Source organism: Sporosarcina obsidiansis, from assembly GCF_009651005.1.
Lineage (GTDB): Bacteria > Bacillota > Bacilli > Bacillales_A > Planococcaceae > Sporosarcina > Sporosarcina obsidiansis.
On record NZ_WHVW01000008.1, the window covers coordinates 76688 to 91127 of the forward strand.

Annotated in this window: 19 protein-coding genes; 5 read left to right on the top strand and 14 right to left on the bottom strand. The window is 39.4% G+C overall.

Annotation, left to right across the window (positions count from 1 at the left end; all coding sequences use genetic code 11):
• Position 1: 1 nt before the first annotated feature.
• Positions 2-442: a GNAT family N-acetyltransferase gene (locus tag GD002_RS08735; protein ID WP_153731977.1), complete on the top strand. Its 441-nt coding sequence runs from the start codon at positions 2-4 to the stop codon at positions 440-442.
• A gap of 63 nt (positions 443-505) precedes the next feature.
• Here GD002_RS08735 and GD002_RS08740 read toward each other — a convergent pair whose 3' ends face one another.
• The 7 genes from GD002_RS08740 to GD002_RS08770 form a co-directional block, all read right to left on the bottom strand.
• Complete coding sequence (locus GD002_RS08740) at positions 506-817, bottom strand: hypothetical protein (RefSeq protein WP_153731978.1); 312 nt, start codon at positions 815-817, stop codon at positions 506-508.
• An 86-nt stretch (positions 818-903) separates the two neighbouring features.
• Entirely contained in the window at positions 904-1158 is a 255-nt protein-coding gene (locus GD002_RS08745) for a stage VI sporulation protein F (RefSeq protein WP_153731979.1), read from the bottom strand.
• A 37-nt stretch (positions 1159-1195) separates the two neighbouring features.
• Positions 1196-1336, bottom strand: coding sequence for a YjcZ family sporulation protein (locus GD002_RS08750; RefSeq protein ID WP_153731980.1), 141 nt, complete (start codon positions 1334-1336; stop codon positions 1196-1198).
• A gap of 70 nt (positions 1337-1406) precedes the next feature.
• Positions 1407-1769, bottom strand: a complete 363-nt coding sequence (gene spoVAE / locus GD002_RS08755; protein WP_153731981.1) for a stage V sporulation protein AE — start codon at positions 1767-1769, stop codon at positions 1407-1409.
• Positions 1766-2785 (bottom strand): beta-ketoacyl-[acyl-carrier-protein] synthase family protein, encoded by a 1020-nt coding sequence (locus tag GD002_RS08760; RefSeq protein WP_153731982.1) that lies wholly within the window; start codon positions 2783-2785, stop codon positions 1766-1768. Before GD002_RS08760 ends, spoVAE begins: the two co-directional genes overlap by 4 nt.
• On the bottom strand, positions 2779-3234 hold the full coding sequence (gene spoVAC / locus GD002_RS08765; protein WP_153731983.1) for a stage V sporulation protein AC: 456 nt from the start codon (positions 3232-3234) through the stop codon (positions 2779-2781). The genes GD002_RS08760 and spoVAC overlap by 7 nt, the downstream gene beginning before the upstream one ends.
• On the bottom strand, positions 3234-3626 hold the full coding sequence (locus GD002_RS08770; protein ID WP_153731984.1) for a putative periplasmic lipoprotein: 393 nt from the start codon (positions 3624-3626) through the stop codon (positions 3234-3236). The genes spoVAC and GD002_RS08770 overlap by 1 nt, the downstream gene beginning before the upstream one ends.
• 126 nt (positions 3627-3752) lie before the next feature.
• On the opposite strand from GD002_RS08770, the gene GD002_RS08775 reads away from it, so the two are divergent.
• Positions 3753-4340: a CotY/CotZ family spore coat protein gene (locus tag GD002_RS08775; RefSeq protein ID WP_153731985.1), complete on the top strand. Its 588-nt coding sequence runs from the start codon at positions 3753-3755 to the stop codon at positions 4338-4340.
• A gap of 70 nt (positions 4341-4410) precedes the next feature.
• On the opposite strand, the gene GD002_RS08780 is transcribed toward GD002_RS08775, so the two are convergent.
• From GD002_RS08780 to GD002_RS08800, 5 genes are all read right to left on the bottom strand, one after another.
• Positions 4411-4818 (bottom strand): hypothetical protein, encoded by a 408-nt coding sequence (locus tag GD002_RS08780; RefSeq protein ID WP_153731986.1) that lies wholly within the window; start codon positions 4816-4818, stop codon positions 4411-4413.
• Positions 4819-4894: 76 nt separating this feature from the next.
• Positions 4895-6250: a magnesium transporter gene (mgtE, locus tag GD002_RS08785; protein ID WP_153732025.1), complete on the bottom strand. Its 1356-nt coding sequence runs from the start codon at positions 6248-6250 to the stop codon at positions 4895-4897.
• 147 nt (positions 6251-6397) lie between these two features.
• The gene (locus tag GD002_RS08790) at positions 6398-7336 is read right to left on the bottom strand and encodes an RluA family pseudouridine synthase (RefSeq protein ID WP_228548338.1); all 939 of its coding nucleotides are present in this window, start codon (positions 7334-7336) and stop codon (positions 6398-6400) included.
• Positions 7305-8138, bottom strand: a complete 834-nt coding sequence (locus GD002_RS08795) for an NAD kinase (RefSeq protein WP_153731987.1) — start codon at positions 8136-8138, stop codon at positions 7305-7307. The genes GD002_RS08790 and GD002_RS08795 overlap by 32 nt, the downstream gene beginning before the upstream one ends.
• Positions 8139-8180: 42 nt before the next feature.
• Positions 8181-8570, bottom strand: a complete 390-nt coding sequence (locus GD002_RS08800; protein WP_153731988.1) for a UPF0738 family protein — start codon at positions 8568-8570, stop codon at positions 8181-8183.
• Positions 8571-8724: 154 nt separating this feature from the next.
• Here GD002_RS08800 and GD002_RS08805 point away from each other — a divergent pair, with 154 nt between their 5' ends.
• From GD002_RS08805 to GD002_RS08815, 3 genes are all read left to right on the top strand, one after another.
• Positions 8725-9399, top strand: coding sequence for a lytic transglycosylase domain-containing protein (locus GD002_RS08805; protein WP_153731989.1), 675 nt, complete (start codon positions 8725-8727; stop codon positions 9397-9399).
• Positions 9400-9549: 150 nt separating this feature from the next.
• A complete protein-coding gene (locus tag GD002_RS08810) occupies positions 9550-9942 on the top strand; it encodes a globin domain-containing protein (protein WP_153731990.1) in 393 nt (130 codons plus the stop codon).
• Positions 9939-10763 carry a DsbA family protein gene (locus GD002_RS08815; protein ID WP_153731991.1) on the top strand — a complete coding sequence of 275 codons (825 nt, stop codon included), beginning with the start codon at positions 9939-9941 and terminating at the stop codon, positions 10761-10763. Before GD002_RS08810 ends, GD002_RS08815 begins: the two co-directional genes overlap by 4 nt.
• A gap of 307 nt (positions 10764-11070) precedes the next feature.
• Here the strand turns inward: GD002_RS08815 and pepF are convergent, their stop codons facing one another.
• The gene (pepF, locus tag GD002_RS08820) at positions 11071-12888 is read right to left on the bottom strand and encodes an oligoendopeptidase F (protein ID WP_153731992.1); all 1818 of its coding nucleotides are present in this window, start codon (positions 12886-12888) and stop codon (positions 11071-11073) included.
• A gap of 51 nt (positions 12889-12939) precedes the next feature.
• A complete protein-coding gene (locus GD002_RS08825; RefSeq protein WP_153731993.1) occupies positions 12940-14094 on the bottom strand; it encodes a competence protein CoiA in 1155 nt (384 codons plus the stop codon).
• Positions 14095-14440 lie beyond the last annotated feature (346 nt).

The window sequence follows — 14440 nt, forward strand, 5'->3', positions numbered from 1 at the left end:
GGTGATGACAGTTAAGATCGTTTCAGATGAAAAAGGTCATGAGGATGCATTCTTTGTTCGTAAAAAAGTATTTGTAGAAGAACAAGGAGTGCCGTTACACTTAGAACTAGATGAATATGATCAAGATGCGACACATTTTGTTGTATACGATGAAGAAAACAATCCCATTGGTGCAGGCCGAATGAGAGGGCTCGTCAACGCCCATGGAAAAATTGAACGAATTTGCATCTTGCCGGAACATCGTGGCAAGCATATTGGGAATATGATTATGAATACATTAGAAGAGCATGCTAGAAAGAATTCTATGAAAAAACTTCTTCTGAATGCTCAATCATACGCCGTTCCTTTCTATGAAAAACTAGGTTATATAGTAACCTCTCCAGAGTTTATGGATGCAGACATTCCCCATCGAGCTATGGAAAAGAGCTTACTAGATGAATAGCACGTACCTAACTAAAATAACCCTGTCAGCTTTTAATGAGCTGACAGGGTTATTTTAACATTTTTAAACATATGCATTAACTGCTAGACCTTTTCCAACAACTTCTGCTATAAGAGGAGATAATTGCGCTGGATTAGGAGCTATCGGTCCTTTTTTTACTAAAGGACGAGGTACACGGTGCATGTTCCGCTCTTCCATTTGCTCTTTCTGCTGCCGATTCTCGTCTTCCAAAATATCTTCCCAGTAACTAGACTCTTCGTTTTGTAAACGTACAGGACTAACCCTATCAATATAAGCAAAATTACGTCGTTCATTATTCATTCGCTCTGCGTACTGTTGAGCCTGAAGTGGTTGGATCGGTAAAATATATCCCATGACGTGCACCTCCTTTGAATTCATAACTTCATAGATAGTATATCCATTCTACTTACCTTTAAAACCTATTTTTAAAATTTTCTTATTTAGTTACCACCAAGCATATTATTTATGTCGTTTAGATTTAGTCCTCTTCCACTCTGAATAATGGAGTTAACCAATTCGTCTTCGACATGCTGAGGTACATCTTTTCTCGCTACCTGGCCCACTTTTTGAACAATCTTTCGTACTTGACGCTCATCACTGAAATCGGCATATTGAATGGCATTCGCCAAGGCAAACACTTCCTCCATCGGAACGCCCGTCTTGGATTCTATTTTTCGAAAGAATGAATCATTCATCTTTGTCTCTCCTCCTTAAAAATAGCTTCTGCCCATATCAGCAAAAATAACTTCTGCCTACAATGATCAACAAAATGAAGAGCACAACGATTAGCACGAATGAAGAACCGCCATACTTTTCTCCACAACCTCCGCCTCCATAGCCATAACCGCCTTGAGCTGGATAGCAACCATACATAAAAAACCCCTCCTTCCTTCTTCTCTATGGTATGCAGAGAAGAACTAAATGGAGAGGGCTCTTATTAATTTTATATATTTCCTTTAGAAGTAAAAATCAGAGCTCCAATTAGCCCAAAAATAATAGCAGCACTAATTCCTGAACTAGTGACTTCGAACATTCCTGTCACCACACCAATTAAGCCGTGCTTTTCCGCTTCCGCCAAAGCACCATGTGTCAGTGCATTTCCAAAAGAGGTAATCGGTATCGTTGCGCCAGCACCGGCAAAATCAATTAAAGGCTCGTACCACCCAAATCCATCCAATATTGATCCTGTAACCACGAGCGTACATAACGTATGTGCTGGCGTAAGTTTTGCAACATCCATTAACAATTGACCGATGACACAGATCAGTCCACCTACTATAAATGAAGTGATATAAATAGAGATCATATGGTATCCACCCCATCTCGAGTGATTTCAATTGCATGCGCAATGCATGGAATCGTATCTCCTTGCTGATACGATAGTGGAGATAACAGAGCTCCCGTAGCGATCAGTAATACTCGTCGATATTCTCCCTTGCACAACTTTTGATAGACATCAGAGAAGAAAACCGCTGCCGAACATCCTGATCCACTGGCGCCAGCCTTAAAAGTAGGATCTTTACCATAAAACTCTTCTCCAGCATCACGGAAATTCTTTGTATGAGGCAACCCACTTTCATTGGCTAACGCTTTTAAAATTTTGAATCCGTTGCTACCCAAATCACCTGTGATAATAGTGTCATAATCATCAATAGTTTTTCCATGCCCCGTTAAATGATTAGTTAAAGTTGACATAGCTGCCGGTGCCATTGCGGACCCCATATTTAAAGGGTCTGTCATTCCCATGTCTACAACCTTGCCAATCGTTGCACATTGAATAGACGGCAACTCCGGCTTGTTCTGTCCAATCAATACAGCCCCTGCTGCCGTCACAGTCCATTGGGCAGTAGCTCCTTTTTGAGAACCATACTCAAGGGGATAGCGGAATTGTCTTTCGATTGCGTTATGATGACTAGATGATCCTGCTACAATCCAGTTTGCATACTGGGCATCCGTAAATAACGCAGCTGTTATCATAGAAGAAACCGATGTGGCACAAGCTGAAAAGAGTCCTATGTAAGGGATTCCAAGAGCCTGAGCAGTGAAATTGGATGGTGTCATTTGATTCACCAAATCGCCCGTCAACAAGATATCAATTTTCTCAGGACTTTTTTTAGCCTTGCTAAGCGCAATCATTACAGCGTCATACATTAACTGTCTGTGTCCATCTTCATTTGTAGGCAAATCACATCGTTCATCTTCATATAATTTGTCGAATTGCTGAGCAAAGACACTTTTCTTTTTTTCCAGCGGCCCAGCCGTTACCCCGGTGGAGTGAATACTCGGCATTGTTTTAAATATAATATTCCCATTTTTCACCATGAGACCACACCAAATTTCACAAGAAGGGTTTTAATAAGCGCAACGACAAAGGCAGAAAACACGCCAAATAAAATTACAGATCCTGCCAGCTTAAACATATTTCCACCGACACCTAGAACATAACCTTCCGATTTATGCTCAATTGCTGCTGAAACTACTGCATTCCCGAAACCTGTAATAGGAACAGCAGCACCCGCTCCTCCAAACTGAGAGATTTTCTTATACAATCCGAAGCCAGTCAATAACATCGAAATGAAAATCATTGTCGCTACCGTTGGATTACTCGCTGTTCGCTCTGTAAAATTAAAATACGTAATATAAAAAAGTGCGATAAACTGTCCAATCAAGCAAATCAAACCGCCTGTTAAGAAAGCTCTAATTACGTTTTTGAGAATCGGTGTCTTAGGTGATAGTTCTTTCTCTAAATGGGCATACTTTTCTTGTTCCATTAAGTTTGCTCCTTTTCAATTGATTTGATTTTTTCTATTTTTTTATGGTACTCTCCTTCTTTTCCTTTATTTATAAGCTTTTGGGTTTCTAAAAGCACTTTACTATCTGCTGAAACCGTAATATTCAATTCAGGATATTCTTTTTCTAATTTCTCCTTAAGCTCATTAGCAATTTTTTTCTTCTGGAATCTTGAAAACGTATTTACACGAATACCTGCAATGAGATCCTTTTCATGAAGGAGAGCAATAGCCAGTTTGACATGCTCGTTGTGATCCAAGGTTTTTTCCAACTGATCATCATTAAAGGTTGTTGTATTCTCTATACGGGTTCCTTTTTCACTGCAGCCTGTCAGTAGAAATAACAGAATGAATAACATTCCTAGTTTTTTCAAAGTATCTCCTCCCTTTAGGATAGTATGAAGTGTTTCTAAGTGATTTATGCATACCGGTGCAAACGCCCTGACACTTTTCCACATACCGCATAAAGTATAGAGAAAGATAAAGAGGAGGTGGATTTAGTGGGATGTGAAAGAACAGAAAGTGGAAGAGATCATCATGGCAGTTGCCATAAGTCTAGTTGTATTTGTGAGGTATTGCGTTTCATCAAACGCGTCCAAAGTACTAGTCCGGAGGTGGACTGTGTAGAATGTGATACGGATTGCTTTATGGCACCACTCGGCAGCTTAGTCAGCCCGGCACGGGGTCGTGTTAATACGCGTGTATTCAGTTTACTGACAAGTAACGGGGACTATTTTAAAGCAGTATTCCGTGGTGGTAAAAGTAACAGACCTCATCCAAGAGGTGCAGCTGAAGAGGATCTAGGCAGCAGAAGACCACCAACGCCACCAGCATCAACAAGCTGTGTTTCCGTATTCTTCCGAGTTCAGAAAGTATTTGACTCTTGTTGCGCAACTATTCAAGTATTGCAACCTTTAAAGAATGGCCGTCCATTCGATATCACAAACAACGGTAAAATTTGTTTAGAGAAAATTTGTCAGGTAGACGGTTTCGGACCTACCAACACTTGTTTAACTGTCGATTTAAATTGCTTCTGTGGTGTTCAATGTATCGATGACGTGTTTATTGATTTCTGTGACGAAGATTAATATTTCGAAGTAACACTATTTGCAATGCGATAGGAAAGGCGAACCCAAAATTGGGTTCGCCTTTTAAAAATTAGATAATAAATGATTCCTGTTTCCACCTAATATCGGTAACATCGTGAATAGCAATTGAAGTGAACTCTTCTTCATTACCTTCTTTAATCAAAACCAAGCCATCTGTAACCTCATGAATCTTGCCTCTCACAACCTTTTCCTTCGTTACGATTTCAATAGGTTGGTATAGTTCTTTCCGAAACGAATGATTTAAATGATCCAAACGTTCCTGAATCTTTGGATTGATTTCTACCAACTTTTCCTCTTCCTTTTTAACTTGGAGCACCGATGAATCAATTATGCGTTCTACTTCCTTAGAACTCTCCATCTCAAAAACAGACGTGCTTTCTTCTTCAATCACAGGCGTATACAAATACTTAACAATTACTGGATTCTTAATAAACAATAACGGCTCAACATGACGCAAAACCCTCACATCCTTTTTGTTTAGCATATGAAAAATCTTAGCCTAACGTTCTCATAAAAAAAACAGCATTTATCAATCACAATGAATTGATAAACGCTGTAGCTAAACCTAGATAAATTATAATACTGATTACATCATTCAACGTAGTTATAAACGGACCTGAAGCTACCGCTGGGTCCACTTTCATTTTGTGCATAAAAAGCGGAATAAACGATCCTGAAATAGTAGCAACGAAAATAGAAACAAGGATTGCTGCACCAACCAATAACGCAATAATAAATTCATGTTTCCAAACAAAAATTAATCCTACAACGAAGATAGAACAGACCAATCCGGTAATAATTCCAGTGCCCGCTTCTCTCAATAACAGTTTGAATTTACTTTCATCTTCAATATCCCGTGTAGCGATACCACGTACTGCAACAGCCAATGCCTGGGTACCACTATTTCCTGCAGTACCTGCTATTAACGGAATAAATGCGGCCAGTAATGCAACTTGTGAAATAGTTTCTGTAAACAGATCAATTAAGTTTGCAGTCAACATTCCTAAAACCAGTAAAATAATGAGCCATGGGATTCTTTTTTTAGCGGCAGAAAACGAATTCTTGTCAAAGGTATCCATCGTAGAAACACCGGCAAGTTTTGAATAGTCATCTGATGCTTCTTCATCAATAACGTCTATAATATCATCTACCGTGATAATTCCTAAAATATGTTGCTGAAAATCCACAACAGGTACTGCTAAGAAATTATAATCCTGAATTGTTCTTGCGACATCTTCCTGATCATCTGAAACTAATACGCTAACAATACGATCATTCATAATATCACGTATTAATGTGTCTTCATATGCAATTATCAAGTCACGTAGCGAAACTACACCAGTCAACCGGTGGTGATCATCCACTACAAATACATAGTAAATCGTTTCCGCACTTGGAGCTTCACTTCTTAGAATAGTCATAGCCGAACGAACCGTAGAATTCTCGGAAACCGTTACAAACTCAGTCGTCATAATCGATCCCGCAGTATATTCTTCATAATGCAGCAAGGCTTTTATTTGTGCGGCCGCTTCTTTATCCATCAAGGTTAAATAACTGACGACTTGTGCTTTATCAAGTTCTTTCAGGACATCGACCGCATTATCCACAAACATATAAGAAATCATCTCTGCCGCATATGTCGTGTCCATCTCCTGAAGGAACTCTTTGTATTCATCTTCTTCAATTTCACTTGTTTCAAAAATTTCAGCAAGTTCTTTTGGGGATAGATAGAAATACATCAATTCTCGGAGTTTCACGTCTACTTTTTCATAAAAAATTGCTCGATCATATGGGTGAAGGGCTAAATATTCTTGTCTGAATGAATGGATGTCTTCGTTACTAAGTGACTCTCGTAAGTTGTCTACATCCAAAACGATTTCATTTTTCATTTCTTCTTGTTGATTGGTCAAGATTTTACACCTTCCCTTCTACACTTAAAGATTACACTACAAATCATTTAATATTCCCCGGGAAATCATTGTACTAAACTTGAATGATATGCAGGAGGGTATTTAAGTTCATTTTATTTATTACATTTAAATTAATGGTTCACTCTGCTTCAAAAACTGCTGCATATCATGAGGCATAGGGCTAGTAAAATGTAGCCGTTTATTTTTCATAGGATGAAGGAAACTAATAGTTGAGCAATGTAAGGCCTGACGAGAAAACTGTTCTTGTCTCGCCCCATACAAATCATCTCCGATCAGAGGATGACCGAGCCATTGCATATGAACTCGGATTTGATGCGTTCTTCCTGTATGTAAGTTCAAATTAACAACAGAGAACGTTTGGAATTCATTTGAAAAACTACCACTTACAGACACATCTGTTTTTGCATACTGTCCTTCTGCACAAACTGTACGTTCAATTATACTTCCCTCTTTTCTACCAATCGGTTGCTCGATTGTAAAAAAGGAAGGCGTAATTATTCCATTAGCGAATGCAGTATAGCTTCGCTGAAAGAGATTTTGAGACATTTGTTTATTCAATAAGTGATGAATATGTCTATTTTTCGCTACACAAATAACACCTGATGTATCCGTATCTAGCCTTGTCACCATATGGGCTGTTGAAAGAATACCTTCTTTTTCAAATTTACCACAAACATAATTGGCGAGCGTACCCGACGGATGATTACGTGAAGGAATAGTACTTTGGCCTGCTGGTTTATCTAGCAATAAAAGGGTTTCGTCTTCGTACAGAATAGATAAGTTACCTGTCTCTGGAATTAGCCCTTCACTCATCTGTTCTGGTGGAAATATAACAGTTACTTGGTCGCCCATTTGTAACTGATAACGAACATTCTGTATCTGGCCATTCACCAAAATATTCCCACCTTGGTATTTAATGGCCGTCAAAGTAGTTTTAGAAATTTCCTTATGAGATAGGAAATCACGAAGCAACCCTTCTTGTTCCACTGCAAAGTTCAATTGAAATGAGTTATTAGCTTTGTGGTTCATTGTCATCACGTTCATATCTTAAATCACTTGCCACGAAAGATTCATTCACACGTTTCCAAAATGGGAATGGTCTAAAACGAGCAAAGCCCATTTTTTCATTGGAAACCTTGTACTCAATCGACTTTACATCTTTATGAAGCAATTGTAAGTGATCCACTGTCACCATAAAGTCTGGTCCTTTTACCGGGGTTAATGTACATATATGGTGATCAGGCAAAATAAGTGGCGAGCCAACCGTTCGGAATACCCGATTATTGATAGACGCCATTTCTGTCAATTGCATAGATGGTAGTGAAGGATGAATGATAGCTCCTCCAAGCGATTTGCTATAAGCGGTTGATCCAGACGGGGTAGACATACATAAACCGTCTCCTCTAAAACGCTCAAAATGTTCACCGTTTAATTCTACGTCCATCACTAATGTCACTTCCGGTGATTTCACTGTAGACTCATTCAGAGCCAAATACGAAGCGCTTTTTTCTGAATGTCGATAATTGATCGTAACTTCTATTAATGGATATTCGATCACTTCATATTCCTGTCTCGCAATCAAAATCACTAATTTTTCTATTTCTGAAGGCTTCCAATCCGCGTAAAACCCAAGATGACCTGTATGAATTCCGACGAAGGATGTTTTATCGAGTCGATGTATGTATTTATGGAAGGCATGTAGCAAGGTACCGTCTCCACCAATTGACAACACAATATCAGGCTCCTCCTCATCAAACTTCAAACCGAAATCCCTCAAATAAATTCTTGCTTCTTTCATTAATTTATTCGAAAGTTCATCGTTTCGCGACTGTATTGTGAATTTCATCATGTCACTTCCATTCCTTTTCTGCATTTCAATAGGCACTGCTTATTTGACCTGTTCTAGCACAGGTTGAAATATTTCTTCAACCGCTTGACTGAATGCTTCGCCATAATTATTATTTCCCTCAATATTCAAAATCAAAGCCTGCAATTCTTCTGTCATGCCTTCTAATTGTATGATTTGATCGTTCCATACTAAAATCGGTTCAGCATTTTTTAATAGCATTTCCACAAGGCCACTCCAGCTATCTTTAGGGAAATACGCGTAACGATAACCTGACTCATGATCAAACACATATACAAATGATTGTCGGTCGGTATCTGTTAACATTTTTCCTGTAGGGGAACCGATTGGCCACTCTGCCTCAGGATTTAAAATAAAGTGAAATTCATTCCCCTGCTGATTGGTTTTAATTATTTTATTTATACTATCCATAATGACCACTTCCTCATCTCAAGTCTTTACGTTCAGTCTACCATATGATACACATAGTTGCATTTTGTTATTGTACATTCTGGTATAAAAGTTGGTATAATGGATATAAGCGACCAATCGAAAAATATTGTTATTAAAAAAAGGGGAAGAACGTATGAATGTAGACCCACAAAATATGCGGATGCTCCTGGAAATCAATGCATTACAAACACTTGGGGCAGTTCAATCCTTCAAGACGAATCCTTCCGTTAACGCAAATGGATTTGCATCCATGTTAATGCAACTAATGACAGATAGCACGGTAAATCCAGATACAACGTCCGCGACGTCATCCGACAGCCTAGTTTATCATGGTATGAATCAAGTTTACATGCCTACAACCTTGCCAGCAGCACCGTTGTCGAGCTTAGCTCCATCGGTTTCTTCAACTTCATCTAAGACAGGCTATCAAGGTCCTTATGGAGATATCATTAAACAGGCTGCCGACAAATACCAACTGCCAGAAAAACTGATTGCCGCTGTCATTAAACAGGAATCAAATTTCAATACGAATGTAACAAGTCATGCAGGTGCGGCAGGTTTAATGCAATTAATGCCAGGGACAGCCAAATTTATCGGTGTGACGGACCGTTATGATCCACAACAAAATATTATGGGCGGGACCAAATATTTACGCAAAATGCTCGATCAATTCGGTTCATTAGAGACTGCGTTGGCAGCATATAATGCTGGACCCGGTAATGTAAAAAAGTACGGGGGTATTCCGCCATTTAAAGAAACACAGCAATACGTTAAGAAAGTAATGAATTACTATGGGCAGACTGTTTAACTTAAGTATTTAATCTATTAGTTTGTTAATCTATTCCCAAATTACCTTCGACTGCTATATAACAATAAATGAAAATAAGTTGTTTTATTTGTATAGAAAATAATTCGTTGATAGAATAAAGTCACAGAAGAACGAAGGGGTGTGAATGTAATGACCCGAAAACCTGTCATCCCTTTTGAGGAGATCGGCGAGAAAAGGTTACATGAACTAATCGAACGATTCTATGCAAAAGTGGCTGTGCATCCGGACCTCTACCCGATATTTCCTGATGATCTGTCAGAGACGATTCGGAAACAAAAACAATTTCAGACACAATACTTAGGAGGCCCTAACTTATTTACAGAAGAACACGGTCATCCTATGATGAAGGCACGGCATATGCCGTTCCCTATAACACCTACTCGCGCTAAAGCATGGCTGTCATGTATGACAGAAGCAATGGATGAAGTGGGACTGGAGGGACCACTTCGAGATGTCTATTATCAGCGCCTTGTCTTAACCGCCAACCACATGGTAAATAGGAACGAGGAGGAAGATCAGTGAACTATCTAACGGTTATTGATGATACGTTACACTATTCTGCTTCAGTTAAACCCATCGAACTCTATGTATTTTTGGATCCATACTGTAAAGATTGCTGGTCACTCCAGCCACTTTTACGTAAACTACAAGTTGAATACGATCATTACTTTTCGTTAAGGATTGCGTTGCGTACACCTATGCCTAAGCTGAATATGCCATATTTACCTGAGACTGAGAATTCTCAGACGACCAAGCGATCGAATCCTTGTTTTCCTAGCATTGCAGTAAAAGCTGCAGAATTTCAAGGTAAACGAGCTGGATTCCGTTACTTGTCTTGTTTATTAGAGTATTCATTTTTGAAAAATCGTGATGTCTCATCTTATTCTGTCTTAGTAGAGATTGCCGCACGTATTAATTTAGATGTGGATGAATTTATTGTGGATTTCAACTCAGAAGAAACATTACGTGCCTTGCAAGTCGATATGTATCTAGGAAATGAAATGGAAGTAGCTGAAGCACCAACTTTTGTATTTTTTAATAGTAATATTGAAGATGAAGGATTAAAAGTGAGCGGTCTCTATGACTATGCTATATACGAACAAATTTTAGAGGAACTAATCGGTGAGCAACTTCTTCCTGATATGCCACCGTCCATCAGTTCGTTGTTTAACCGCTTCGACTTACTGACAACGAAAGAAGTAGCTGAAATCTATCACATATCAGAAAAAGAAGCAGAACGCGAATTGAAGAAACGTTTGCTCAAGCAACAAATCGAACGAATACCTTTTCAAGATCGTACATTATGGCGAAAAAAACAACCGAATTGTTCTCTAATTAAATAGCACTTATTCAACTCCGAGGCAATTAATTTTGATTGCCTCGGATATTTTTATTCACACAAAAAAAAGAAAAGAGCATCCGCTCCTGGGGGGGAGTGAATACTCTTTTTCAAAGGGAATGGGAGAAATGTTCACGTTCAAACAAAAGGGGTGTATGTTTGGTATGTGATTTATTCCACAACACTACTTTATCATAAATATTTTATAACTTCAACAATTTATAACGGCTTTCATCCATATGTCACAGTTCTCCACAAAGTGTAAAGAAAATTATAGTAATTAACTATCATAATACGTCAAACCTATTTCTTCATGCTCTTTTGGCTAATAGTTGCTCTAGTTCGTTGAGCCTTTCTTCAAACACACGGCAAGCTTCTTCAATAGGCTTTTCAGATGTCATATCGACTCCTGCTTTTTTCAGAACCTCAATCGGATAATCGGAAGATCCTGCTTTCAAGAAGTTAGAAATATATCGATTGACCGCCGGCTCCCCTTCTTCGAGGATTTGTTTGCTCAGCGCCACTGCTGCACTATATCCAGTCGCATACTGATAAACATAGTAGTTATAATAGAAATGTGGAATACGAGCCCATTCCAAACCGATCTCTTCATCACTGACAATTTCATCACCATAATACTTTTGATTTAGCGCATAATATTCCTCTGTTAATTTATCCGCTGTCAACGGTGTCCCTGATTGATCGAGCTGATGGATAAGATGTTCGAATTCAGCAAACATCGTCTGACGGAAAACAGTCGCCCGAAAACCATCGAGCCAATGATTCAGCAAATAAATCCTCTGATCATCATCAGTTGTAACTTTCAACAGATGATCATTTAATAAGGCTTCGTTTACAGTAGAAGCTACTTCTGCCACAAATATTGAATACCCACTATAGATAAACGGTTGATTTTTTCGGGAATAATAACTATGAACACTATGACCAAATTCATGAGCTAGCGTAAATAAGTTATTTACATTATCTTGCCAATTCATAAGAATATATGGATTTGTTCCATATGAGCCGGAAGAATACGCACCTGAACGTTTCCCTTTGTTTTCCCGAACGTCCACCCAGCGGTTTTCAAGACCTTCTTTTACAATGGATGTATAGTCTTCGCCAAGCGGATGGAAACTTTCTAACATCGTCTCCTTCGCTTCTTCATAGGTGTATTTAATCTCTGTATCTTCAACAAGTGGTGTGTAGACATCCCACATATGAAGTGTATCTAGTTGTAATACTCTTTTTCGTAATGCCACATAACGATGCAGTAACCCTAAGTTAGTATTGATCGTGGCAACGAGGTTCTCATATACTTTTTCAGGAATATGGTTGCTTGATAAGGCTGCATCTCTCGCTGAAGTATAGTTTCGGATTCGGGCGTTCACATTATGAGCTTTAACATTTCCGCTTAATGTGGATGCAAAAGTATTTTTAAACTCACCATATTTCGCATACATTTCTTTAAACGCAGCTTCTCTCACTTTGCTGTCTTTACTCTCTAAGAAACGAGCATACCGACCGTGAGTTAATTGTATTTCTTTTCCTTCTTCATCTTTTACCAAACCAAATGTCAGATCCGCGTTGTTGAGCATACTAAATGTTTCTGAAGCGTTCCCAGTCACTTCTGATAACTGTGCGAGTAATGCTTCCTGTTCTGAAGAAAGAATATGAGCTCGCTCCGCATTCAGTTCTTTAAATTCTTGTTTATACAAACGCAAACCTTCATGAGATTCGATCGTTTGGTTCAATTGCTCTTCGTCTATTGAAAGTAGTTCAGGCGTGAAGTAAGACAGCGCCGTGGAAACCTTAACGATTAGCGACTTAATACGACCATCCATCGCTTGATAAAAGCCATTCGTTGTATCCTGATCTGTTTTCAAATGCGCATACGTATACAATCTCCGTAAACGTTCCGCCAATTTATCTCGGTACGTCAACGCTTCAAAAAGTGGTCGAGCTCCATCCCCAAGTGTACCTTTATACTGCTCGGCTTCATTCACCATCTCTTCAACCTTGGTGTATTCTTTGCTCCACGCTTCATCCGAAACGAAAATGTCTTCTAATCGCCATGTTTCCTCTTCAGCTACTTCATCGCGAGTTAATACTTTATGATCGTTCGTCAATCAAATTCCTCCTTCAACCATTTCACCTTAATTCGAATCCACTATATTTTCTCAATTCTTTGCATGCATTGCAAGAAATCGCCCTGCTAGTATTTCATGTACGAAATTACCAGAGGTGAATGTATCCAACCTATAGATATCTATGCGTTCTTGACGTAAAAAATCCATAAAGGATTGGCAGGCTATCAATTGTTCGTCTGGCTCACCATCGAACTCTTTGATAAACATGCGGAGAAACGATGCATCCAACTGATACGGTGTTTTTCTAGCCTCACGAATTGCTGCAATGAGTAAGAGTTGCCACTCGCAATCTGGTTGTTTGAATGCCTCCTGTCCCCTCGTTGGCACACCGATCCATGCAGGTAGTTGAATCGGCTGTATGCGCATTTCATAACAGGCACGCAAAAAACGATTATGGATACCTCTTTGATTATACCCAATGACAGATTGAAGATACTTTCGTCGCGCGAATTGATAATGACGAGTAAGTTCATGAATGTCAGCAACAGAAGGTGCTGCAGGGGTCGCAAACGGAATGGTTTGCTCATCAACGTGCAATGTTACATGTTGAACGGCATAAGTCGAGCCTTTTAGATGAACCATATGGCTGATGTAATGAAATTGTTTGCTAAGCGGATTGTATGTAAGAAGAATAGGACTCCGGTGGTCAAATTGCCGAATAAAAGATTGTTGAAATTGAGATAAGCGAATAGAGAGGATAGTTGCGGATGAAGAACGAATCGTTTGCGGGGTCAAAATGATCCAAATCGGCAGCATATTGAGCATGCTGTAGCCAGCGTTTCTTTGCTGAACATCTGTAAGTGGAATGACACTGCATTGAAATTCGATCGGCACTTCTGTTCCACGCCATGTGACGAGAAGATCAGGTCTTTGCCGTACATCTTTTAAAAAAGGTTCTAATTTCACTTCAAGGGTATGTCGTGAAAATAATTCAAATAGTTGGGATTTACCAAGCAGATGAGTGGGGGATTCTCCTTCTGCGAAACTTTCTCGGCAATTGGTGTGTTGGTAGTGAGCGAAATGTGGAATGACTACATCGCCGACTTTTAGGAGTAGCTGTTGATTGCATTGAGGACAAAAGAACGTTTCGTTTTTACGCCATTCTCTTAAGCTGTCCAGGTCCTTGTTCATTGTTAACACAACTAATTCCCCGACAGCAGTTCGAGCTGTCAACAAAACTGTCACACTCCTTCCTCTTCCATCTTACAAATTTTCTGATTACTTAGCAAGTCTTTTTTTGTTTTGATGGGCTGATGTCTGATGGCAAAGTGTAAGTATTACTTGTAATCGTGTAGAGTGAACATTCCTGGTTTTGCCGCGACACTGGAGGATTGGCTTTCGTTAGGTAGTGGGAGTAGTCTAGTTACAGACTCTATTCGCAGAGTAATTCGTTAAGAGAAGCATGTGAGTGAGTGGTTCTGGTACCGCTGCGGCGCTGGGGGATTGCCTTTCACCAAGAGCCAACTAGCAAAGGACACTAGTTGGCTCTTGGCTTCGGCCGACCCCGCAGTTGCGCCTTCGCTAGGTAGTG